At 56.4% G+C, this 23,222-nt stretch carries 22 protein-coding genes; 11 read left to right on the top strand and 11 right to left on the bottom strand.

The features are described 5' to 3' along the window. The first annotated feature begins 80 nt into the window (after positions 1-80). From pstS to phoU, 5 genes are all read left to right on the top strand, one after another. Complete coding sequence (gene pstS, locus OWK27_RS12280) at positions 81-1,121, top strand: phosphate ABC transporter substrate-binding protein PstS (RefSeq protein ID WP_063452042.1); 1,041 nt, start codon at positions 81-83, stop codon at positions 1,119-1,121. 128 nt (positions 1,122-1,249) lie between these two features. Continuing rightward, positions 1,250-2,209, top strand: coding sequence for a phosphate ABC transporter permease PstC (gene pstC / locus OWK27_RS12275; RefSeq protein WP_148420349.1), 960 nt, complete (start codon positions 1,250-1,252; stop codon positions 2,207-2,209). Then, positions 2,209-3,099, top strand: coding sequence for a phosphate ABC transporter permease PstA (pstA, locus tag OWK27_RS12270; RefSeq protein WP_003861156.1), 891 nt, complete (start codon positions 2,209-2,211; stop codon positions 3,097-3,099). The genes pstC and pstA overlap by 1 nt, the downstream gene beginning before the upstream one ends. A gap of 47 nt (positions 3,100-3,146) precedes the next feature. Beyond that, the gene (pstB, locus tag OWK27_RS12265) at positions 3,147-3,920 is read left to right on the top strand and encodes a phosphate ABC transporter ATP-binding protein PstB (protein WP_015961095.1); all 774 of its coding nucleotides are present in this window, start codon (positions 3,147-3,149) and stop codon (positions 3,918-3,920) included. 26 nt (positions 3,921-3,946) lie between these two features. Beyond that, the gene (phoU, locus tag OWK27_RS12260; RefSeq protein WP_008500182.1) at positions 3,947-4,672 is read left to right on the top strand and encodes a phosphate signaling complex protein PhoU; all 726 of its coding nucleotides are present in this window, start codon (positions 3,947-3,949) and stop codon (positions 4,670-4,672) included. A 45-nt stretch (positions 4,673-4,717) separates the two neighbouring features. On the opposite strand, the gene yieH is transcribed toward phoU, so the two are convergent. Then, a complete protein-coding gene (gene yieH / locus OWK27_RS12255) occupies positions 4,718-5,383 on the bottom strand; it encodes a 6-phosphogluconate phosphatase (protein ID WP_148420350.1) in 666 nt (221 codons plus the stop codon). 165 nt (positions 5,384-5,548) lie between these two features. On the opposite strand from yieH, the gene adeP reads away from it, so the two are divergent. Further along, positions 5,549-6,886: an adenine permease AdeP gene (adeP, locus tag OWK27_RS12250; RefSeq protein WP_148420480.1), complete on the top strand. Its 1,338-nt coding sequence runs from the start codon at positions 5,549-5,551 to the stop codon at positions 6,884-6,886. A 93-nt stretch (positions 6,887-6,979) separates the two neighbouring features. Here adeP and OWK27_RS12245 read toward each other — a convergent pair whose 3' ends face one another. The 9 genes from OWK27_RS12245 to rpmH all read right to left on the bottom strand — a co-directional run bounded on the left by OWK27_RS12245 (position 6,980) and on the right by rpmH (position 14,499). Then, entirely contained in the window at positions 6,980-7,546 is a 567-nt protein-coding gene (locus OWK27_RS12245; protein WP_003861147.1) for an NADPH-dependent FMN reductase, read from the bottom strand. 36 nt (positions 7,547-7,582) lie between these two features. After that, entirely contained in the window at positions 7,583-8,329 is a 747-nt protein-coding gene (locus OWK27_RS12240; RefSeq protein WP_148420352.1) for a 4'-phosphopantetheinyl transferase family protein, read from the bottom strand. A gap of 122 nt (positions 8,330-8,451) precedes the next feature. Next, positions 8,452-9,423, bottom strand: a complete 972-nt coding sequence (gene yidZ, locus OWK27_RS12235) for an HTH-type transcriptional regulator YidZ (protein ID WP_148420353.1) — start codon at positions 9,421-9,423, stop codon at positions 8,452-8,454. Next, positions 9,392-10,567 carry an MFS transporter gene (locus OWK27_RS12230; RefSeq protein ID WP_267590473.1) on the bottom strand — a complete coding sequence of 392 codons (1,176 nt, stop codon included), beginning with the start codon at positions 10,565-10,567 and terminating at the stop codon, positions 9,392-9,394. The genes yidZ and OWK27_RS12230 overlap by 32 nt, the downstream gene beginning before the upstream one ends. 111 nt (positions 10,568-10,678) lie before the next feature. Next, on the bottom strand, positions 10,679-12,043 hold the full coding sequence (gene mnmE / locus OWK27_RS12225; protein ID WP_148420355.1) for a tRNA uridine-5-carboxymethylaminomethyl(34) synthesis GTPase MnmE: 1,365 nt from the start codon (positions 12,041-12,043) through the stop codon (positions 10,679-10,681). Between the two features lie 72 nt (positions 12,044-12,115). Beyond that, positions 12,116-13,759, bottom strand: a complete 1,644-nt coding sequence (gene yidC, locus OWK27_RS12220) for a membrane protein insertase YidC (protein WP_176609136.1) — start codon at positions 13,757-13,759, stop codon at positions 12,116-12,118. Between the two features lie 2 nt (positions 13,760-13,761). Then, a complete protein-coding gene (gene yidD, locus OWK27_RS12215) occupies positions 13,762-14,019 on the bottom strand; it encodes a membrane protein insertion efficiency factor YidD (RefSeq protein WP_001307474.1) in 258 nt (85 codons plus the stop codon). Then, positions 13,983-14,342 (bottom strand): ribonuclease P protein component, encoded by a 360-nt coding sequence (gene rnpA, locus OWK27_RS12210; RefSeq protein WP_003861126.1) that lies wholly within the window; start codon positions 14,340-14,342, stop codon positions 13,983-13,985. Before rnpA ends, yidD begins: the two co-directional genes overlap by 37 nt. Before the next feature lie 16 nt (positions 14,343-14,358). After that, positions 14,359-14,499 (bottom strand): 50S ribosomal protein L34, encoded by a 141-nt coding sequence (gene rpmH, locus OWK27_RS12205; RefSeq protein WP_000831330.1) that lies wholly within the window; start codon positions 14,497-14,499, stop codon positions 14,359-14,361. A 601-nt stretch (positions 14,500-15,100) separates the two neighbouring features. On the opposite strand from rpmH, the gene dnaA reads away from it, so the two are divergent. The 4 genes from dnaA to gyrB are packed head-to-tail and all read left to right on the top strand — an operon-like array spanning position 15,101 to position 21,113. Then, positions 15,101-16,495, top strand: coding sequence for a chromosomal replication initiator protein DnaA (gene dnaA / locus OWK27_RS12200; protein ID WP_003861124.1), 1,395 nt, complete (start codon positions 15,101-15,103; stop codon positions 16,493-16,495). 4 nt (positions 16,496-16,499) lie between these two features. Continuing rightward, a complete protein-coding gene (gene dnaN / locus OWK27_RS12195; protein WP_003861122.1) occupies positions 16,500-17,600 on the top strand; it encodes a DNA polymerase III subunit beta in 1,101 nt (366 codons plus the stop codon). Further along, complete coding sequence (gene recF / locus OWK27_RS12190) at positions 17,600-18,673, top strand: DNA replication/repair protein RecF (RefSeq protein WP_045260850.1); 1,074 nt, start codon at positions 17,600-17,602, stop codon at positions 18,671-18,673. Before dnaN ends, recF begins: the two co-directional genes overlap by 1 nt. 28 nt (positions 18,674-18,701) lie before the next feature. Further along, positions 18,702-21,113 carry a DNA topoisomerase (ATP-hydrolyzing) subunit B gene (gene gyrB, locus OWK27_RS12185; protein WP_267590472.1) on the top strand — a complete coding sequence of 804 codons (2,412 nt, stop codon included), beginning with the start codon at positions 18,702-18,704 and terminating at the stop codon, positions 21,111-21,113. 33 nt (positions 21,114-21,146) lie between these two features. Here the strand turns inward: gyrB and OWK27_RS12180 are convergent, their stop codons facing one another. Further along, on the bottom strand, positions 21,147-22,082 hold the full coding sequence (locus tag OWK27_RS12180) for a LysR family transcriptional regulator (protein ID WP_193355451.1): 936 nt from the start codon (positions 22,080-22,082) through the stop codon (positions 21,147-21,149). Positions 22,083-22,192: 110 nt separating this feature from the next. On the opposite strand from OWK27_RS12180, the gene OWK27_RS12175 reads away from it, so the two are divergent. Continuing rightward, positions 22,193-23,218, top strand: a complete 1,026-nt coding sequence (locus OWK27_RS12175; RefSeq protein WP_148420359.1) for a zinc-dependent alcohol dehydrogenase family protein — start codon at positions 22,193-22,195, stop codon at positions 23,216-23,218. Positions 23,219-23,222 lie beyond the last annotated feature (4 nt).

Genomic DNA, 23,222 nt, shown 5'->3' with positions numbered 1-23,222 from the left:
TTTATCTGTCACCTGTTTGTCCTATTTTGCTCATCGTAGCCACTTAAACAATGATTTACGAAATCCTTGCAGGAGACATTATGAAAGTTATGCGTACCACTGTCGCAACTGTTGTCGCCGCGACCTTATCTCTGAGCGCTTTCTCTGCCTTCGCAGCAGCAAGCCTGACTGGCGCTGGTGCAACCTTCCCTGCGCCGGTGTATGCCAAATGGGCGGATACCTACCAGAAAGAAACCGGCAACAAGGTTAACTATCAGGGTATCGGCTCCTCCGGTGGCGTAAAACAAATTACCGCGAATACCGTTGATTTCGGCGCATCCGACGCTCCGCTGTCTGATGAGAAACTGAATCAGGAAGGCCTGTTCCAGTTCCCGACCGTGATCGGCGGCGTTGTGCTGGCCGTTAACATCCCTGGCCTGAAATCAGGCGAGCTGGTGCTGGACGGCAAAACCCTGGGCGACATCTACCTGGGCAAAATCAAAAAATGGGACGACGAAGCCATCACTAAGCTGAACCCGGGCGTTAAGCTGCCTTCGCAGAATATCGCTGTGGTTCGCCGCGCCGACGGTTCAGGTACCTCCTTCGTATTCACCAGCTACCTGGCGAAAGTTAACGAAGAGTGGAAATCTAAAGTGGGTTCCGGCTCTACCGTTAACTGGCCAACCGGCCTGGGCGGTAAAGGCAACGACGGCATCGCCGCTTTCGTGCAGCGTCTGCCTGGCTCCATCGGCTACGTAGAGTACGCCTACGCTAAGCAGAACAATCTGGCCTACACCAAACTGGTCTCTGCTGACGGCAAACCGGTTAGCCCGACCGAAGAGAACTTCGCCAACGCCGCCAAAGGCGCTGACTGGAGCAAATCCTTCGCTCAGGACCTGACCAACCAGAAAGGCGACGATGCATGGCCAATCACTTCCACCACCTTCATTCTGGTCCACAAAGATCAGAAGAAACCTGAGCAGGGTGCTGAAGTGCTGAAGTTCTTCGACTGGGCATACAAAAACGGCGGCAAACAGGCTAATGACCTGGATTACGCCAGCCTGCCAGACAGCGTGGTTGAGCAGATTCGTGCTGCATGGAAAACCAACGTGAAAGACAGCAGCGGTAAAGCACTGTACTAACAGGATATAGTTAACGAAGATGGCGGGCGGCGCTAACGCCTACCCGCCCTACGGTTCAGACTGTAGGCCCGGTAAGCGCCAGCGCCACCGGGCATATTCGTAAAACGTCTCAAAAAGAAGAGTAATTTATGGCTGCAACCAAGCCTGCATTTAACCCTCCGGGTAAAAAAGGTGACATGATTTTCAGCGCCCTGGTCAAACTGGCTGCGCTGATTGTGCTATTGCTGCTGGGCGGCATTATCGTGTCCCTGATCTTTTCCTCCTGGCCGAGCATTCAGAAATTTGGTTTCTCCTTCCTGTGGACCAAAGAGTGGGATGCGCCGAACGATATCTACGGCGCGCTGGTGCCGATTTACGGCACGCTGGTCACCTCCTTTATCGCCCTGCTGATTGCCGTTCCGGTGAGCTTCGGTATTGCCCTGTTCCTTACGGAGCTGGCACCCGGCTGGCTGCGGCGTCCGCTGGGTATCGCCATTGAACTGCTGGCGGCCATTCCAAGCATCGTTTACGGCATGTGGGGTCTGTTTATCTTTGCTCCGCTGTTTGCGACGTACTTCCAGGAGCCGGTGGGTAACGTTCTCTCTGCCGTTCCGTTTGTGGGTGCGCTGTTCTCAGGCCCGGCGTTCGGTATCGGTATTCTGGCGGCCGGGGTGATCCTCGCCATCATGATTATTCCGTACATTGCGGCGGTAATGCGCGATGTCTTCGAACAAACCCCGGTGATGATGAAAGAGTCGGCCTACGGCATCGGCTGCACCACCTGGGAAGTGATCTGGCGCATCGTCCTTCCGTTCACCAAAAATGGGGTGATCGGCGGCATAATGCTGGGTTTAGGCCGCGCGCTCGGCGAAACCATGGCGGTGACCTTTATCATCGGTAACACCTACCAGCTCGACAGCGTTTCGCTGTATATGCCGGGGAACAGCATCACCTCCGCGCTGGCGAACGAATTCGCCGAAGCCGAATCGGGACTGCACGTCGCGGCGCTGATGGAGCTGGGTCTGATCCTGTTTGTTATCACCTTTATCGTGCTGGCTATCTCCAAGCTGATGATTATGCGTCTGGCTAAAAATGAGGGGGCACGCTAATGGCGACTCTCGACATGCAAAACACCGCCCAGCTTGCGGAATCTCGCCGTAAAATGCAGTCAAAGCGCCGGATTAAAAACCGCATTGCGCTGACGCTTTCGATGGCAACGATGGCATTCGGCCTGTTCTGGCTGATCTGGATCCTGATGTCCACCATTACCCGCGGTATTGATGGAATGTCCCTGGCGCTGTTCACCGAGATGACGCCGCCGCCGAACACGGCGGGTGGCGGTCTGGCAAACGCCCTGGCGGGTAGTGGCCTGCTGATCCTGTGGGCGACCGTTTTCGGTACGCCGCTGGGCATCATGGCGGGTATCTACCTGGCGGAATACGGCCGTAAGTCCTGGATCGCTGAAGTCATCCGCTTTATCAACGACATTCTGCTTTCTGCCCCGTCGATTGTGGTAGGTCTGTTTGTTTACACCATCGTGGTGGCACAAATGGAACACTTCTCCGGCTGGGCGGGTGTGATCGCGCTGGCGCTGCTACAGGTGCCTATCGTTATTCGTACCACTGAAAACATGCTGAAACTGGTGCCGGACAGCCTGCGTGAAGCGGCTTACGCGCTGGGCACGCCGAAATGGAAGATGATTTCGGCGATTACCCTGAAAGCGTCCGTCTCCGGGATCATGACCGGTATCCTGCTGGCTATCGCCCGTATCGCCGGTGAAACCGCACCGCTGCTGTTTACCGCGCTCTCCAACCAGTTCTGGAGCACGGACATGATGCAGCCGATCGCCAACCTGCCGGTGACGATCTTTAAATTTGCGATGAGCCCATTCGCGGAATGGCAGCAGCTGGCCTGGGCCGGGGTGCTGATCATCACCCTTTGCGTACTGTTGCTGAACATTCTGGCGCGCGTCATTTTCGCGAAGAAGAAACACGGTTAAATTTTTACGGCGCGGCACATCGCGGCGCCGAATGAGGAAATGAGTCAATGAGTATGGTTGATACTGCCCCGGGTAAGATTCAGGTTCGTGATTTGAACTTCTACTACGGCAAATTCCATGCCCTGAAGAACATCAACCTGGATATCGCGAAGAACCAGGTGACGGCATTCATCGGTCCGTCAGGCTGTGGTAAATCCACGCTGCTGCGTACCTTTAACAAGATGTATTCGCTCTATCCGGAGCAGCGCGCAGAAGGTGAAATTCTGCTGGACGGTGACAACATCCTGACCAATACCCAGGATATCGCCCTGCTGCGTGCGAAAGTGGGGATGGTGTTCCAGAAACCAACGCCGTTCCCGATGTCGATTTATGACAACATTGCGTTCGGCGTGCGTCTGTTTGAGAAACTCTCCCGCGCGGATATGGACGAGCGCGTGCAGTGGGCATTGACCAAGGCCGCATTATGGAACGAAACCAAAGATAAACTTCACCAGAGCGGGTACTCTCTCTCCGGTGGTCAGCAGCAGCGTCTGTGCATTGCGCGCGGTATCGCCATTCGCCCGGAAGTGTTGTTGCTGGATGAGCCGTGTTCAGCGCTGGACCCGATCTCAACCGGGCGTATTGAAGAGCTGATCACCGAGCTGAAGCAGGATTACACCGTGGTGATCGTTACCCACAACATGCAGCAGGCTGCGCGTTGCTCTGACCACACGGCGTTTATGTACCTGGGCGAGCTGATTGAGTTCAGTAACACGGACGATCTGTTCACCAAGCCCGCGAAGAAACAAACCGAAGATTATATTACTGGCCGCTACGGTTGATTTGCCTCAGTGCATGTGGAGAAACCATGGACAACCTCAATCTTAATAAACACATTTCCGGCCAGTTCAACGCAGAGCTGGAAAGCATTCGCACCCAGGTGATGACCATGGGCGGCATGGTCGAGCAGCAGCTTTCTGATGCGATCACGGCGATGCACAACCAGGACAGCGAGCTGGCGAAGCGCGTCATTGAAGGCGACAAAAACGTCAATATGATGGAAGTGGCCATCGACGAGGCCTGCGTGCGCATTATTGCGAAGCGTCAGCCGACGGCGAGCGACCTGCGCCTGGTGATGGCGATCATCAAAACTATCGCCGAGCTGGAACGTATCGGTGACGTTGCGGATAAAATCTGCCGCACCGCGCTGGAGAAGTTCTCTCAGCAGCACCAGCCGCTGCTGGTGAGCCTGGAGTCCCTTGGTCGCCACACCGTGCAGATGCTGCACGACGTGCTGGATGCTTTCGCGCGTATGGATCTGGACGAAGCGGTCCGTATCTACCGTGAAGACAAGAAAGTTGACCAGGAATACGAAGGCATCGTGCGTCAGCTGATGACCTACATGATGGAAGATTCACGCACCATTCCAAGCGTTCTGACCGCGCTGTTCTGCGCGCGCTCAATCGAGCGTATCGGTGACCGCTGCCAGAATATTTGTGAATACATCTTCTACTTCGTTAAGGGTCAGGATTTCCGACACGTGGGCGGCGACGAGCTGGACAAGCTGCTGGCGGGTAAAGATCCGAAAGAGTAAGGGTTATGGCGGGTGGCGCGTAGCGCATACCCGCCCTGTTTTCATTTACCGCGTAATATCCCACCCGCGCGCCTTCCACAGTGCAGGCAGCTGCGCCAGATCGGTAAAGGTGGTCACTTTTGGATGATCGATCGGCTTGTTGTGCGGATCGGCACAGAAGTAAAACACCTCCATTCCCGCATCAATTCCCGACTGCGCGCCCGCAGAAGAATCATCCACCAGAATACAGTTCTGCACGTTGACGTTCATCGCTTTCGCCGCGTGGAACATCAGCGCCGGATCGGGTTTCCAGCGCTGGATATCGTAGCCGCTGAACAGTTTTTCCGGGAAGTGGTGCAACAGGTCCAGCTTGCCGAGTGAATGCTGCATCTTGCTGACCGGACCGTTAGAGACCACGCAGATCGGCACCGTCATCGCATCCAGCAGCGCGTTAGCCCCGGCGATCACCTCCAGTTCGGCATCGAACAGGCGTGCGACCTCGGCGCGGTACACCGGCTCCAGATCCGCTTTCGCCAGATCCACACCGTGCTCTTCGTTAATGATGTCGATGATCTCGTACAGCTTCACGCCCTTAAAGCGTTTAAACACCTCTTCGAGATCGAGCGTAATGCCAAATTCCTGGAACATGGCGACATACGCGCGCGAACAAATGACCTCACTGTCCACCAGCGTACCGTCACAGTCGAAAAATACCGCTTCAATTCCGGACATGCCCTTCCCTTTTAACAAGTTTAACGTTTACGTACGACAGTTTAACGAGACGCAATCGTTGCCGTATAAGCAAAATCAATGAAAAAAGTATCCCGTAACCGCCACTATTGTCGCATTTTGGTATAGGATAGCGACGAATTTTCCCTCCTTGTTCGGAAATTGATGATGAGTCAACAACACACTACCCAGACATCTGGTCAGGGTCTGCTTGAGCGCGTGTTTAAACTGCGCGAGCACGGCACAACGGCACGCACCGAAGTGATCGCCGGTTTTACTACCTTCCTGACGATGGTCTATATCGTTTTTGTTAACCCGCAAATTCTGGGCGTGGCTGGCATGGACACCAGCGCCGTCTTTGTAACCACCTGTCTGATCGCGGCCCTTGGCAGCATTCTGATGGGCATTTTCGCTAACCTGCCCGTGGCGCTGGCCCCGGCAATGGGTCTGAATGCGTTCTTCGCTTTCGTGGTGGTTCAGGCAATGGGCCTGCCATGGCAGGTCGGTATGGGCGCCATTTTCTGGGGTGCGGTAGGCCTGCTGCTGCTGACCATCTTCCGCGTGCGCTACTGGATGATTGCCAATATCCCGGTGAGCCTGCGCGTGGGCATCACCAGCGGTATCGGTCTGTTCATCGGCATGATGGGGCTGAAAAACGCCGGCGTTATCGTGGCGAACCCGGAAACCCTGGTGAGCATTGGTAACCTGACCTCCCACAGCGTGCTGCTGGGCGTGCTCGGCTTCTTTATTATCGCGATCCTGGCGTCGCGCAACATCCATGCCGCGGTGCTGGTTTCTATCATTGTGACCACGCTGCTGGGCTGGATGCTGGGGGACGTGCATTACAACGGTATCGTCTCTGCGCCACCGAGCGTTTCCACCGTGATTGGCCACGTCGATCTGGCGGGCTCTCTGAACCTGGGCCTGGCAGGGGTGATTTTCTCCTTCATGCTGGTCAACCTGTTTGACTCCTCCGGTACGCTGATCGGCGTGACCGATAAAGCGGGTCTGGCAGATGAAAAAGGTAAATTCCCGCGCATGAAGCAGGCACTGTATGTGGATAGCGTCTCTTCCGTCGCCGGCTCTTTCATCGGCACCTCGTCTGTTACCGCTTACATTGAATCCTCTTCCGGCGTGTCCGTGGGCGGTCGTACCGGCCTGACGGCGGTAGTCGTGGGGCTGCTGTTCCTGCTGGTGATCTTCCTCTCTCCGCTTGCCGGGATGGTGCCTCCGTACGCTGCTGCGGGTGCGCTGATTTATGTCGGCGTGCTGATGACGTCGAGCCTGGCGCGCGTGAAGTGGGAAGATTTAACGGAAGCCGTTCCGGCGTTTATCACCGCGGTAATGATGCCGTTCAGCTTCTCGATTACCGAAGGTATCGCGCTGGGCTTTATCTCCTACTGCGTGATGAAGATCGGCACCGGCCGCTTCCGCGAACTCAGCCCGTGCGTCATCATCGTGGCGCTGCTGTTTGTGCTGAAGATTGTGTTCATCGACGCCAAATAAACAGCAAGCCCTTTTCTCCGAAAAGGGCTTTAGTGTTTGTACCCTCTCCCTGCGGGAGAGGGTCAGGGTGAGGGCATCAGCCCGCACCTCACCTTACGCCTTCACCCTCTTGATATAATCCCCAAACGCCGTCAGCTGGCCAGAGAGATGGTCGCGCGTGCTTTGATCCACCACTTCACCCGTCTGCGGGTCGACCTTGTTCTGAATCACGCCACCCATAAATTCCGGCTTGTTCATCACCATCGCATCCAGGAACACCAGGATCTGACGCAGGTGATACTGGCAGCGCGCGCCGCCGATGGCACCCATAGAACTGGTCTGGATCAGCACCGGCTTGCCTGACAGCGGCTGCTCCGGTAAGCGGGATAACCAGTCAATGGCGTTCTTCAGGCCACCCGGTACCGAATAGTTATATTCTGGCGTCACGATCACTACGCCGTCGGCCTGGCGGATCTGCTCGGCTATTGCCTCCACGCTTTGCGGGAATCCTTCTTCCTGCTGAACATCAGCATCATAAAGCGGGATGTCGCCGATTGATGGCAGGGCGCTAATCTCCATTCCAGCCGGTGCCAGCTGCGGCAGCGTGCGGGCAACCATCCCGTTAAACGAACCTTTGCGCAGGCTTCCCAGTAACGTAACAACTTTCAACGTATCAGACATGATTACTCCTGTTTCATCATGATGACCCTGAACGGATCAGCTAAGGGTATATGCTTTTTCTGCCGGTAAACTGGTTAATCGTATCAGGCGCGCGGCGGGCTCGTTGGCGCGCTCGGGTACATCCGGAAGACTACGCCAGCCGCGTATACTGTCAAACTCCCAGACTTTTAGTCGTTCGATGGCGGGGGTAACCGCAACGGACCAGATCAGCACGTCCTCAGCGTCGCTGAGCGCCTCTACCAGCGACGCTTTCGCGGCACGCAGGCGCCCGGAGCCGGGAAGCAGCTGCAACAGGCTGGCGTCGTCTGACGCCGCGCCGCTCAGTTTACGGATGCTCTGGCGAAGGGTGATGAGCTGCGCTCTGGCTTCAACGGGATCGTTCTGGTTACGTACCCACAGCTTTTCATTGCTGGAGAGCGGGTATTCATCAAGCGCGTTGGCACCGTGGAAGCTGCGCGTCACGCGTTGCAGTTCCATATCTAGTCCGCAATCGCCTTCCGTGGTCAGGGCGACGCCAACAATATTGCCGGTGTAAGCGATGGAAAAACGGGGCAGCGCAGGGTCCGCAAACACCGGACGTCCCTCTGGCTGGATAATGATGTCCGGTAGTTCGCTGGTGCCGTACAGCATAAAAAGCAGTTCAGCGAGGAGTGCCCTGGAGGCTAAAAACCGCGTCCTGCGGTGTTCTGGTAGCTTGAGTGCCTCGCTGTGGCAGGCTGAAGAAACTCTGGCCGATACGAGATGCCCTTCTGTTAATGTCCCTCGTGCAAAGTGCGTAGCCATTTTTCGCTCCCTGATAATGGTCGTATTCGGTTAAACGGTTACATGATTATCGCTTAACTCAGCTTCTGTTTTAATCAGTAAATGGAAATATGAGAAGCCTGAGGACCGAACTTTACATTATCTTAGGCGAAAACCTGACCTGGCGCGGTATACAGCGCTTTTATCGTCTCGCGTAGCCAGAGAATTTTCGGATTATGGCTGTTCCGTTTATGCCAGATCAGCGTGAAGGGCACGGTCAGCTTTTCTGCCTGCGCTTCATCGATGGGGATGGGAAGGCAGATCAGATTTCGCTGGTGGAGTTGGTTGTAATGGCGGCAGTAGCCTGGCGCGGTCGCGATATAGTGATGGCCGGGCTGCGCCGCCATAAACATCGACTGTTCAAAACCGGGCAGGCTCATGGCGATATTGCGCTCCCGGCCCATTTCTCTTAGCACCTCGTCGAGCGCCCAGGTATCGCTGCGTTCCCAGAAGATGCTGATATGCGGGTAGCGCAGAAACGTCTCGAGGTTCCACTCATCCTGAAGCGCCGGGTGATCTTCCCGCAAATAGACGCAGGGACGGTCGCTGAACAGGATTTCATAGTCAATAAACCACGGCATCAGCTTTAGCAGCTCCCGCGAGCGCGGATGCGTTTCGCGACCGGTAAAGCCCAGATCGACCTCTCCGCGCGTGATGGCGTCCAGCGAGTCATAATCCCAGTGGCGCATCTTCACCGTGGCCTGCGGATAGCGCTGATTAACCTGCTCCAGCAGATCGTTAAACCGGATCAACATCAGCGGCGTTTCCGCGGCCAGCTCGAAGTTCAGGCCGCCGGGCGAATCGTGGTGGAATTTATCGAGGATCTGATTGCCAATCTGCATCCAGTCGGCCAGATCCTGCTCCAGGCTCACCGTCAGCGGCGTGGGCAGCAGCCCTAACGGCGTTTTCACAAACAGCGGATCGTCGAACCAGTCGCGCAGCTTCGCCAGCGATTTACTCACCGCGGAGGGCGTCACGTTCATCCGCTTCGCGGCCTTGGTGACGCTGCGCTCCTGAAGCAGGAGCTGCAGGCAAAGTAAAAGATTAAGATCGAGATTGCGGATGGGCTTCTTCATAGTTCGCCGCGGGCTGAATGACCATAAGTAAGGTGATGCAGAGTATGCTACAGCCAATCAGAACCCCGATCAGCATATTCAGCGCGTTAAGGCCGATCACCGCCGCCAGCCAAATCCACAGCGACGAACCGCAAACCTGAGCAATGCCCAGCACCGAACTTGCGACACCCGCGCGCAGCGAGAACGGGCCAAGCGCCTGGCTCATCGCCACGCCGAAGCCGACGGAAAACCCGGCGCAAATCAGGGTGATGCCCACCAGCATCAGCGCGTGCGAACTGGCGGTTGCCAGGACCGCGCCGGCGGCAAGGAACAGCGCCTGCGAAGTTAGCATCAGCGTGCGCTGGCGGAAAATATTGAGCGCAAAAGGCGTTGAGAAAGAGACCGCCATGCTGACCATCGCGGTTAGCGCCATCACCGCTGAATACTCGCCGCGATCGAAGCCCATTGTCTCCATCAGCAAAACCGGGGAAACGTTTACATAGGTGAGGATCACCGCCACGCTAAGCGTGGTGATTGCCAGCCGGCTAAGGAAAAAGCGATTCAACAATTTTTCAGCCGGATGGATGGTTGCGGTATGGGGGGACTGCTGCGAACCGGGGTGGGTCTCTTTCAGCACCGTCACGGACAAGATAAAGACGATGGCGCCCATTGCCGCCATGGTCCAGAATAGGCTCTGCCACGGAAATTTGAGCATGATCAGGTAGCCTATAACCGGTGCCAGTACGGGAATGATGCAGGTAATGCCGTTCAGCATTGAGAGCACCTTGGCGCGGCGCTGGGCGCTCAGGGTATCGCGCAGAATGGCAAACGCCACCACGTAGCAGCCGCCCGCGCCAATGCCCTGAATAAAACGTCCGGTCAGGAACAGGGGACTTCCCTGCGCGACAGAGCAGAGTATGGATGCCAGCGCGAAGACGATCGCACCGGTAATGGCGACGGGCTGACGCCCGGCCTTATCCGCGATTTTTCCCGCAAACACCATTGAGGACGCCATCCCCGCAAGGTAGGCCGAAAACGCGATGTGCAGCTGTGCCTCACTGGCCCCCAGATCCCGCGCGATGTGCGGTAAACCCACCAGATACATATCAATGCCGGACGGATAAAGCAGAACCAGCGCAAAACTACAAAACAGAAAACGAGCCATATATCCCCCATAGATGCAGGCATGCAGAATAGGGGGATGGCGGTGATTAGGCGAGTTGCCATTTGGACAATGGTGATTTCCTGAAAGGAAATCACCCTGTGCTAGCGGGAATTACTTACCGATACAGAAGCTCGAGAAAATCCTTCCCAGCAGATCGTCCGACGTAAACTCTCCGGTGATCTCACTCAGATTCTGCTGCGCCAGACGCAGCTCCTCCGCCAGCAGTTCACCCGCCCACGCGCCGATCAGCTGGGCTTTGCCCTGGTCAAGATGGCGAGCCGCCTCCTCCAGCGCCTGCAGGTGACGGCGACGCGCCAGGAAGCCACCCTCCATACTCGTATCAAACCCCATGCTCTGCTTGAGATGGTTACGCAGGTCGTCCACGCCTTCCCCGGTGCGCGCCGAGAGGCGAATCAGTGAGTGACCATTCACATCGCTGATGCCCAACGTTTCGCCGGTCACGTCCGCTTTGTTACGCACCACGGTGATCGGCAGTTTAGCCGGCAGACGAGCGATAAAGTCTGGCCAGATCTCCGCCGGGTCGACGGCGTCGGTCGTGGTGCCGTCCACCATAAACAGCACGCGGTCGGCCTGCTCGATCTCCTGCCAGGCGCGCTCGATACCGATACGCTCAACCTCGTCGCTGGCATCGCGCAGCCCGGCGGTGTCGATGATATGCAGCGGCATGCCGTCGATATGGATATGCTCGCGCAGCACGTCGCGGGTCGTCCCGGCAATGTCGGTCACGATCGCCGCCTCACGGCCCGCCAGGGCGTTCAGAAGGCTCGATTTCCCGGCGTTCGGGCGTCCGGCAATGACCACCTTCATCCCTTCACGCAGCAGGCTGCCCTGACGCGCTTCGGCACGCACCGCGTCGAGATCGGCCATCACGTCGTTGAGCTGGGCTTCAATTTTACCGTCAGAGAGAAAGTCGATTTCTTCATCCGGGAAGTCAATTGCTGCTTCGACGTAGATCCTGAGGTGAGTAAGTGCTTCCACAAGGTGATTTACGCGTGCGGAAAACGCGCCCTGCAACGAGTTCAGGGCAGAGCGGGCCGCCTGTTCGGAGCTGGCGTCGATCAGGTCTGCAATCGCCTCGGCCTGCGCCAGGTCGAGCTTGTCGTTCAGGAAGGCACGCTCGGAGAACTCGCCCGGCTTCGCAATGCGCAGGCCAGGCAGGGTCAGAATACGCTTTAACAGCAGATCGAGGATCACCGGGCCGCCGTGGCCCTGGAGCTCCAGCACGTCTTCGCCGGTAAAGGAGTTCGGGCCGGGGAACCACAGCGCAATGCCCTGGTCCAGCGGGGTGCCGTCGGCATCTTTAAACGGCAGATAATCAGCGTAGCGCGGCTTTGGCAGTTTACCCAGCACCGCTTCGGCCACCTCGCGCGCCTTCAGGCCGGAGATGCGCAGAATGCCTACACCACCGCGTCCCGGTGGGGTTGCCTGGGCGACGATAGTGTCGTTATGGCTCATGGTTGCTCTCGTTCAGTACAAATAAAAAAGGCGGTCAATCGACCGCCCTTATTTTAGCGTTAACTTACCGAATCAGGACTTTTTCTTTTCGCGGCTGTGCAGGCCACGTTTTTCCAGACCACGGTAGATCAGCTGCTGCTGGATGATGGTCACCAGGTTGCTGACGATATAGTACAGCACCAGACCTGACGGGAACCACAGGAAGAACACGGTGAAGATGACCGGCATAAAGGTCATGATCTTCTGCTGCATCGGGTCGGTCACGGTGGTCGGAGACATCTTCTGAATGAAGAACATCGTCACGCCCATCAGGATCGGCAGGATGTAGTACGGGTCCTGTGCGGACAGGTCATGGATCCACAGGGCGAACGGCGCGTGGCGCAGCTCAACGGAACCCATCAGCATGTAGTACAGCGCAAGGAAGATTGGCATCTGAATCAGCAGCGGGAAGCAACCACCCAGCGGGTTTACCTTCTCGGCTTTATACAGGGCCATCATTTCCTGGCTCTGACGCTGTTTGTCATCGCCCAGACGCTCACGCATTGCCTGAATCTTCGGCTGCAGCATACGCATCTTCGCCATGGAGGTGTACTGCGCCTTAGTCAGCGGGTACATGATGCCACGAACGATAAAGGTGATAACGATGATGGAGAAGCCCCAGTTACCCAGGAAGCTGTGGATGAACTTCAGCAGCTTGAACAGCGGCTGAGAGATGAACCACAGCCAACCGTAATCTACGGTCAGGTCCAGATGTGGCGCAACGGCAGCCATTTTGTCCTGGATTTCCGGGCCAACCCACAGGGTGCTTGCCAGCTTACCGGTTTGACCCGGCTGCACCAGAACCGGCTGAGATTTGTAGCCGATAGCGGCAATACCGTTGCCGAGGTTCGCGGTGTAGAAGTTATTCGTCCCGTCGTTATTCGGTACCCACGCCGTTGCGAAATACTGTTGCAGCATTGCGACCCAACCGCCTTTAGAGCTGACGTTCAGGTTTTCGTTATCGGCAATGGTGTCGAACTTGTATTTCTCGTACTTGGTGTCTGGCGTGGAGTACGCCGCGCCGCGGAAGGTATGCAGCGCAAAGTTGCTGCTTCCGGTGTCACGGTGAGACGGCAGATTGATGGACTGCTTCAGCTGACCAAAGGTAGAGATTTCCAGCGGTTTCTCACCGGCGTTCTGTACGCTGTAGCCCACGTTCACCGCATACTCACCGCGTTTCAGGGTGAAGGTTTTGGTGAAGGTGTTGCCTGCGGCGTCGGTGTAGGTCATCGGGATAACCAGTTCGTTCTGACCATCAGCCAGCACAAACGTGTCATTCTCGACGTTATACAGTGGACGCGCACCGTTAGCCGGGTTATCCGGGCCATCACGACCGGTCAGGCCGCTCTGCGCCTGGTAGATAAACTCAGGCGTGGTTTCCAGTAACTGGAACGGTTCGGTAGACTTCAGCTCTTTCGGGTAGGTCAACAGCAGCGCCTGCTCAACATCACCGCCACGGGTGTTGATAGTCAGCTCAAGCACATCGGTTTTAACCGTAATCTGTTTCCCCTGGCCACTGGCCGGTACGCCCTGGTCGGCGGCGCTACCCGCTGCGGTGGTCGTGGTCTGCGTGGTCTGCTGCTGGGGTTGAGGATTTTTATCCTGCTCCCATGCCTGCCAGATCATGAAAGACACGAACAACAAAGCGATGATAAGAAGATTGCGTTGCGAATCCATCGTTAGTGTTCTCTGGTATCAAAGGGTCCTGGAGGGACGGGGTCGTCTCCACCTGGGTGTAAAGGGTGGCATTTTAATACGCGTTTCACCGTCAACCAACTGCCTTTTATCACTCCAAACCTGCGCAATGCCTCAATTCCGTAGCTTGAGCATGTTGGGGTGAAACGGCAATGTGGCCCGAGTAGCGGACTAATCAGGCGTTGATAGACCCTGATGAGGGCTATCAGGACCCGCGAGCCAGGCGACAGTGGCGGCGCCATAATTTTTCCAACGCTTCCGAGAGAGCACGGTTATCGAGGTCGGCAACCCCTTTTTTAGCCACCACCACGAAATCCATCGAAGGCAGTTCGTGTTGACGTAAACGGAAGCTTTCACGCGTCAGACGTTTAATCCGGTTGCGTTCATGCGCACGCTTAACGTTTTTCTTGGCGACTGTGAGACCGATGCGGGGATGCCCCAGCGAATTTTGGCGGCCGAGGATGGTGATTTGCGGCGTGCCAGCCCGTTGTGGCTGCTGGAAGACGAAAGTGAAATGAGTGGGAGTTAACAAACGTAACTCCCTGGGAAATGCTAGCTTAACCACTCAGGGGTTAGCTTTATTACTTGGAAACGGTCAGACGAGCGCGGCCTTTAGCACGACGACGTGCCAGAACCTGACGACCATTTTTAGTAGCCATACGAGCACGGAAGCCGTGAGAACGGTTGCGCTTCAGTACAGACGGTTGAAAAGTGCGTTTCATGGCGATTTCTACCTAAACTTGAATAAATTCACTGACTTTTGCGTATACCCGAACGAGTTTCGAACGACTAACGCCTCAGCGTGGGTGATTAAAGAGGCCGGATTGTAATAATTGTACACTCCGGAGTCAATTCTCTTTCCTTATTTCCTGCGTATTTCCGCACTATTTTGCGTGGAAAATGAGCAGCGAACGACGCAGGAAGATGAGCCTCACGCGCCGGGTCGAGGATTATACGGCGTCATCCACAAAGCGCAAGGATCGTCCCGGATCTTCGTTAGATCATTTAAGCCAAAAAAGGTCTGTGCTCATTAAATTTTCCAATATGCGCGCTAAATCGCGGGGCACTCGCGTCAGGATCGTTTACACTTACCCGGTTTCGGATCTTCCTGTGGATAAATCGGGAAGAATCTGTGAGAAACAGAAGATCTCTGTCTCAGTTTAGGCTATGATCCGCGGTCCCGATTGGGATCCCAGGATCCTGGTCAGGATTTAATTGCAGATAGCAATTCGCACGTCCCCCTTTTGCACAGGGTCATGTCGATGTGCGCCAACAATCATGAATATTCAATAGTTTTCTTTTATTGTTCGAGTGGAGTCCGCCGTGTCACTTTCGCTTTGGCAGCAGTGTCTTGCCCGATTGCAGGATGAGTTACCAGCCACAGAATTCAGTATGTGGATCCGCCCGTTGCAGGCGGAACTGAGCGATAACACGCTGGCTTTGTATGCGCCAAACCGTTTCGTGCTCGATTGGGTAAGGGATAAATACCTTAACAACATCAATGGACTGCTGAACGATTTCTGCGGATCAGATGCCCCACAGCTGCGTTTTGAAGTGGGCACAAAGCCGGTCACCCAAACCGTTCGTGAAGTTGTCAATGTGGCAGCCCCTGCTCAGGCGGCGCCCGCTCCTGCACCGCGTGTTGCACCGGCTCGTCAGGGCTGGGATAACGTTCCGGCCCCCGCAGAGCCTACCTACCGCTCTAACGTTAACGTGAAGCACACGTTCGATAACTTCGTTGAAGGTAAATCGAACCAGCTGGCGCGCGCGGCGGCCCGCCAGGTTGCCGATAACCCCGGTGGTGCTTACAACCCGCTGTTCCTTTATGGCGGCACGGGTCTCGGTAAAACGCACCTGCTGCACGCGGTGGGTAACGGCATTATGGCGCGTAAGCCCAATGCCAAAGTAGTGTATATGCACTCCGAGCGCTTCGTTCAGGACATGGTAAAAGCCCTGCAAAACAATGCGATCGAAGAGTTTAAACGCTACTACCGTTCCGTTGACGCACTGCTGATCGATGACATCCAGTTCTTTGCCAATAAGGAACGATCGCAGGAAGAGTTTTTCCACACCTTTAACGCCCTGCTGGAAGGCAATCAGCAGATCATTTTGACCTCGGATCGTTATCCAAAAGAGATCAACGGCGTTGAAGATCGTCTGAAATCCCGCTTCGGCTGGGGCCTGACCGTGGCGATCGAGCCGCCGGAGCTGGAAACCCGCGTCGCGATCCTGATGAAAAAAGCCGACGAGAACGACATTCGCCTGCCGGGTGAAGTGGCGTTCTTTATTGCCAAGCGCCTGCGTTCCAACGTTCGTGAGCTGGAAGGGGCACTGAATCGCGTTATCGCCAACGCCAATTTTACCGGTCGTGCGATCACCATCGATTTTGTGCGTGAAGCGCTGCGCGATTTGTTGGCATTGCAGGAAAAACTGGTCACCATCGACAATATTCAGAAGACGGTGGCTGAGTACTACAAGATCAAAGTGGCAGATTTACTGTCTAAACGTCGTTCCCGCTCGGTGGCGCGTCCGCGTCAGATGGCGATGGCGCTGGCAAAAGAGCTAACCAACCACAGCCTGCCGGAAATCGGCGATGCGTTTGGTGGCCGTGACCATACGACCGTGCTGCACGCCTGTCGCAAGATTGAGCAGTTACGCGAAGAAAGCCACGACATAAAAGAAGATTTTTCCAATTTAATCAGAACATTATCATCGTGACGCTATGAAATTTACCGTTGAACGTGAACATTTATTAAAACCGCTGCAACAGGTGAGTGGCCCATTAGGTGGCCGCCCAACGCTGCCTATTCTCGGAAACCTGCTGCTTCAGGTCGCGGACGGTACGCTGTCGCTGACCGGCACGGATCTGGAAATGGAAATGATCGCGCGCGTTACGCTGACGCAGCCGCACGACGCGGGCGCGACCACGGTTCCGGCACGTAAATTCTTTGATATCTGCCGTGGGCTGCCGGAAGGCGCTGAAATTGCCGTGCAGCTGGAGGGCGACCGCATGCTGGTGCGCTCTGGCCGCAGCCGTTTCTCACTCTCCACGCTGCCCGCTGCGGACTTCCCGAACCTGGACGACTGGCAGAGCGAGGTTGAATTTACCCTGCCGCAGGCGACGATGAAGCGTCTGATTGAAGCCACGCAGTTCTCTATGGCGCACCAGGACGTTCGTTACTACTTAAACGGCATGCTGTTCGAAACCGAAGGCGAAGAGCTGCGTACCGTGGCCACCGACGGGCACCGTCTGGCGGTCTGTTCCATGCCGATTGGCGATTCACTGCCAAACCATTCGGTGATCGTGCCGCGTAAGGGCGTGATTGAGCTGATGCGTATGCTCGACGGTGGCGACACGCCGCTGCGCGTGCAGATTGGCAGCAACAACATTCGCGCACACGTGGGTGATTTTGTCTTCACGTCGAAGCTGGTTGACGGTCGTTTCCCTGACTATCGCCGCGTATTGCCGAAAAATCCGGACAAAACGCTGGAAGCGGGCTGCGATATTCTCAAGCAGGCGTTCGCCCGTGCGGCCATTCTCTCTAACGAGAAATTCCGCGGCGTACGTCTGTACGTGAGTGAAAATCAGATCAAAATCACCGCCAACAACCCGGAGCAGGAAGAGGCAGAAGAGATTCTGGACGTCACCTACGCCGGGGCTGAGATGGAAATCGGCTTCAACGTCAGCTACGTGCTGGATGTGCTCAATGCACTGAAATGCGAGAACGTTCGCATTCTGCTGACTGACTCCGTTTCGAGCGTACAGATTGAAGATGCGGCCAGCCAAAGCGCGGCTTATGTTGTCATGCCAATGAGACTGTAATGTCGCTCACCCGTCTGTTGATCCGCGACTTTCGCAATATCGAAAGCGCGGATCTCGCTTTATCCCCTGGCTTTAACTTTCTGGTTGGCGCAAACGGCAGCGGCAAAACCAGCGTGCTTGAGGCCATCTATACGCTCGGCCACGGTCGGGCGTTTCGCAGTTTGCAGATTGGTCGCGTGATTCGCCACGAGCAGGAATCCTTTGTTCTGCACGGGCGTTTACAGGGCGCAGAGCGGGAAACCGCCATCGGCCTGACCAAGGACAAGCAGGGCGACAGCAAGGTACGCATCGACGGCACCGACGGCCACAAGGTGGCGGAGCTGGCGCTGCTGATGCCGATGCAGCTGATTACGCCGGAGGGGTTTACTTTACTCAACGGCGGCCCCAAATACAGAAGAGCGTTCCTCGACTGGGGATGCTTTCACAACGAAGCCGGCTTCTTTAACGCCTGGAGCAACCTGAAGCGTCTGCTTAAGCAGCGTAACGCCGCGTTGCGTCAGGTCACGCGCTACGCCCAGCTGCGTCCGTGGGACATGGAATTAATTCCTCTTGCGGAACAAATCAGCCGCTGGCGTGCCGAATACAGCGCGGGTATCGCCGAAGACATGGCCGACACCTGCAAACAGTTTTTACCCGAATTCTCTCTCACCTTCTCGTTCCAGCGTGGCTGGGAGAAAGAGACGGATTATGCCGAGGTGTTAGAGAGAAGCTTCGAGCGCGATCGCATGTTGACCTACACCGCGCACGGCCCGCACAAGGCGGATTTCCGCATTCGTGCTGACGGCGCACCGGTAGAAGACACGCTGTCGCGCGGGCAGCTAAAGCTCCTGATGTGCGCGCTGCGCCTGGCGCAGGGGGAGTTCCTCACCCGCGAAAGCGGACGACGCTGCCTGTACCTGATAGATGATTTTGCCTCGGAACTTGACGACGCGCGGCGCGGACTGCTTGCCAGCCGCTTAAAAGCCACGCAGTCGCAGGTTTTCGTCAGCGCTATCAGCGCTGAACACGTTATGGACATGTCGGACGAAAATTCGAAGATGTTTACCGTGGAAAAGGGTAAAATAACGGATTAACCCAAGTTGAAATGAGCGAGAAACGTTGATGTCGAATTCTTATGACTCCTCCAGTATCAAAGTCCTGAAAGGACTGGATGCGGTGCGTAAGCGCCCGGGTATGTATATCGGCGACACGGATGACGGCACCGGTCTGCACCACATGGTATTCGAGGTGGTAGATAACGCTATCGACGAAGCGCTCGCGGGTCACTGTAAAGACATCGTGGTCACGATCCATGCGGACAACTCCGTGTCCGTTACCGATGATGGTCGTGGCATCCCAACCGGTATTCACCCGGAAGAGGGCGTATCTGCTGCGGAAGTGATCATGACCGTTCTGCACGCAGGCGGTAAGTTCGATGATAACTCGTATAAGGTTTCCGGCGGTCTGCACGGCGTAGGGGTTTCCGTAGTAAACGCCCTGTCGCAGAAGCTGGAGCTGGTTATCCAGCGCGAAGGCAAAATTCACCGTCAGATCTACCAGCACGGCGTGCCTGAAGCCCCGCTGGCCGTTATCGGCGATACCGAGAAAACCGGTACCATGGTGCGTTTCTGGCCGAGCCTGGAAACCTTCACCAACGTTACCGAGTTTGAGTACGACATCCTGGCAAAACGCCTGCGTGAACTGTCGTTCCTGAACTCCGGCGTGTCGATTCGTCTGCGCGACAAACGCGACAACAAAGAAGACCACTTCCACTACGAAGGCGGTATCAAGGCGTTCGTTGAGTACCTGAACAAGAACAAAACGCCAATTCACCCGAATATTTTCTACTTCTCCACTGAAAAAGACGGTATCGGCGTGGAAGTGGCATTGCAGTGGAACGACGGCTTCCAGGAAAACATCTACTGCTTCACCAACAACATTCCGCAGCGCGACGGCGGTACTCACCTTGCGGGCTTCCGCGCGGCGATGACCCGTACCCTGAACGCCTACATGGACAAAGAAGGCTACAGCAAAAAAGCGAAAGTCAGCGCCACCGGCGACGATGCCCGTGAAGGCCTGATTGCTGTTGTTTCCGTGAAGGTGCCGGATCCGAAGTTCTCCTCGCAGACCAAAGACAAGCTGGTCTCTTCTGAGGTGAAATCGGCGGTTGAGCAGCAGATGAACGAGCTGCTGAGCGACTACCTGCAGGAAAACCCGTCCGACGCGAAAATCGTGGTGGGCAAAATTATCGATGCGGCCCGTGCCCGTGAAGCGGCGCGTAAAGCCCGTGAAATGACCCGTCGTAAAGGCGCGCTGGACTTAGCCGGCCTGCCGGGCAAGCTGGCTGACTGCCAGGAGCGCGATCCGGCGCTGTCTGAACTGTACCTTGTGGAAGGGGACTCCGCGGGCGGTTCTGCGAAGCAGGGCCGTAACCGTAAGAACCAGGCGATTCTGCCGCTGAAGGGTAAAATCCTGAACGTTGAGAAAGCGCGCTTCGACAAGATGCTCTCTTCTCAGGAAGTGGCGACGCTTATCACCGCGCTCGGCTGCGGTATCGGTCGCGACGAGTACAACCCGGACAAGCTGCGCTATCACAGCATCATCATCATGACCGATGCGGACGTCGACGGCTCGCACATTCGTACGCTGCTGTTGACCTTCTTCTATCGTCAGATGCCAGAAATCGTTGAGCGCGGCCACGTCTACATTGCACAGCCGCCGCTGTACAAAGTGAAGAAAGGCAAGCAGGAACAGTACATTAAAGATGACGATGCGATGGATCAGTATCAAATCGCGATCGCCCTTGATGGCGCGACCCTGCACGCAAACTCCAGCGCGCCAGCGCTGGCCGGCGAGCCGCTGGAGCGTCTGGTCTCCGAGTTCAACGCCACGCAGAAAATGATTGGCCGTATGGAGCGTCGCTATCCGAAAGCGCTGCTGAAGGAGCTGATTTATCAGCCAACCCTGACCGAAGCCGATCTGAGCAACGAGCAGGCCGTGACCCGCTGGGTAAACATCCTGGTGAGCGAGCTGAACGAGAAAGAGCAGCACGGCAGCCAGTGGAAGTTTGACGTTCAGCAGAACGCGGCGCAGCAGTTCGAGCCGATTGTTCGCGTCCGTACTCACGGCGTCGACACCGACTACCCGCTGGAGCACGAGTTTGTGACCGGTCCGGAATACCGCCGTATCTGCACCCTGGGCGAGAAGCTGCGCGGTCTGATCGAAGACGATGCGTTCATCGAACGTGGCGAGCGCCGTCAGCCGGTGGCAAGCTTCGAGCAGGCGCTGGAATGGCTGGTGAAAGAGTCCCGTCGCGGCCTTTCTATTCAGCGTTATAAAGGTCTGGGCGAAATGAACCCGGATCAGCTGTGGGAAACCACCATGGATCCGGAAAGCCGCCGCATGCTGCGCGTTACCGTTAAAGACGCGATTGCAGCGGATCAGCTGTTCACGACCCTGATGGGCGACGCGGTTGAACCACGTCGTGCCTTCATCGAAGAGAACGCCCTGAAAGCGGCGAATATCGATATTTAATCGTTGTTATACTGCACGACTCAGGCCGCGCATTTAGCGCGGCTTTTTTATGGGCGCAGGCATATCCAGCGACAGCACTGACGGTAAACGGCTGGCAAGCGTATCGACAGCAATTCTAACCCTCAGCGGCAAATGCGGCGTCTGTTGCCAGACTGCATGAACGTCGAAGCGCACGTCCGGTGCCTGCTTTAAAAGCGGGATGAGTTTTCCCTGATGTATTTCTCTGCGAGCCATCCAGCAGGGCAACCACGCAAGGCCGTGTCCGGCCAGCGCAGCGTCGCAGATTGCCTGTAAATCATCCATATTGAGCGATGAGCGGGGAGTAAAGGTGTGCGATCTCCCTTCGCTATCCATCAGTTGCCAGGGTAGCACTCTGCCCGATCGCAGATAGTTAATGGCAGTGTGGTGGGGTAAATCAGCAACGTTTTCTGGCTGGCCGTTCTTCATCAGGTAATCCGGAGCGGCGCACAGCACCATGCGGTGCTCGCCCAGCCTTCTGGCGACCAGCACGCTGCTGTCCTGTAGCGTGCCGTTACGTACCGCCATATCAAAGCCTTCCTCTACCAGATCCACCACGCGATCGCTGAATGACATTTCAAGCTCAAGCCCGGGATGTTCCTGCGTCAGTTCTATCAGCAGCGGCGCGACGCACTGGCGACCAAACAGTACCGGCATGGCGACGCGCAGGCGGCCGCTGACCTGCTGCTTCCCTGTCTCAAGCAGCGACTCCGCGCCCCGAATTTCCTCCAGCGCACGCAGGCAGCGTTCATAAAACAGAGCGCCGTTGTCGGTAAGCCTCTGGCTGCGGGTGGTGCGCTGGAAAAGACGTACGCCCAGCCGCTCTTCAAGGCGGGCGATGCTTTTTCCTACCGCAGAGCGCGACAGGTGCAGACGAACAGCGGCCTGAGCAAAACTTCCCGCCTCAACGGCGGCCACAAAGACAGGAATATCCTTCAGCGTATCGGTCATAGATTGTATCCACTGCGTCATCAATTATGGGAAAAGTTATCGCCACTGACGACCAGGCGTCAACGGTAGACTGTCAGTCCTATAGCTTATTTGATGGCAGGAGAGAAAAAATGACAGAGACAATGCAGCGCTGGTCTATGAACGCCCTCGGGCGCGATAGCCTCAAACTCATTCAGGAGCCGGTGCCACAGCCAGGCCCGGGTGAAGTGCGCGTACGGGTGAATGCCGTTGCGCTCAACTATCGCGATAAAATGGTGATTGAAGGCACGATGCCGATTCCGCTTTCCTTCCCGTTCACTCCGGCATCTGACATGGCGGGCGTGGTGGACAGCGTTGGTGAAGGCGTGACGCGGTTCCAGCCCGGCGCTCGCGTTATCTCAACCTTCTTCCCGGAGTGGATCGACGGTAAGCCGCAGGCGGATGCCCGTAATTTGCCCTATAAAACGAGCGGAGGGTACTTCCCGGGGATGCTGGCCGAGTATGTGGTTGTGAAGGAAAGCGCGCTGGTGGCATCCCCGGAGACCCTGAATGACGAAGAGGCCAGCACGCTGCCCTGCGCAGGGCTTACCGCCTGGTTCGCGCTGGTGGAGCGCGGGAACTTGCGAGCCGGACAATCGGTGCTGGTTCAGGGAACGGGCGGCGTGGCGATCTTTGCCCTGCAAATTGCAAAAGCGCACGGAGCGGAGGTGTTTGTCACCTCGGGAAGCGATGACAAACTGGCGCAGGCCAAAGAACTCGGGGCCAGTCAGGGTATTAACCGGCTGAAGGGCGACTGGGCAGAAGATACGCTGGCGCTCACGCAGGATCGCGGCATCGACCATATTATCGAAACCGTAGGTGGGGAGAACCTGAAGCATTCCCTGCGCGCGGTAGCCGTTCACGGGCGTATCTCCGTCATTGGCGTGCTGGCCGGAACGGACATTTCCCTGCCTGCTGGCGAGCTGCTGCTGAAATCCCCCGTTATTCAGGGCATTGGCGTGGGGCACCGCCGTGCGCTGGAAGATTTCGTCCGCGCCGTGGATGTGATGGAACTCAAGCCCGTGATTGAGCATCGCTACCGCTTTGATGAACTTGAACAGGCGCTTGAACATCTGGATCGCGGTGCGTTTGGTAAAATTGTCCTTACCCGCAAGTAAGCCG

The sequence above is a fragment of the Enterobacter cloacae complex sp. 2022EL-00788 genome, assembly GCF_026627565.1.
Taxonomy (GTDB): Bacteria; Pseudomonadota; Gammaproteobacteria; order Enterobacterales; family Enterobacteriaceae; genus Enterobacter; species Enterobacter pasteurii.
The sequence above is the reverse complement of the archived record's forward strand: the minus strand, read 5'-3'. Positions and strand labels throughout refer to the sequence as shown.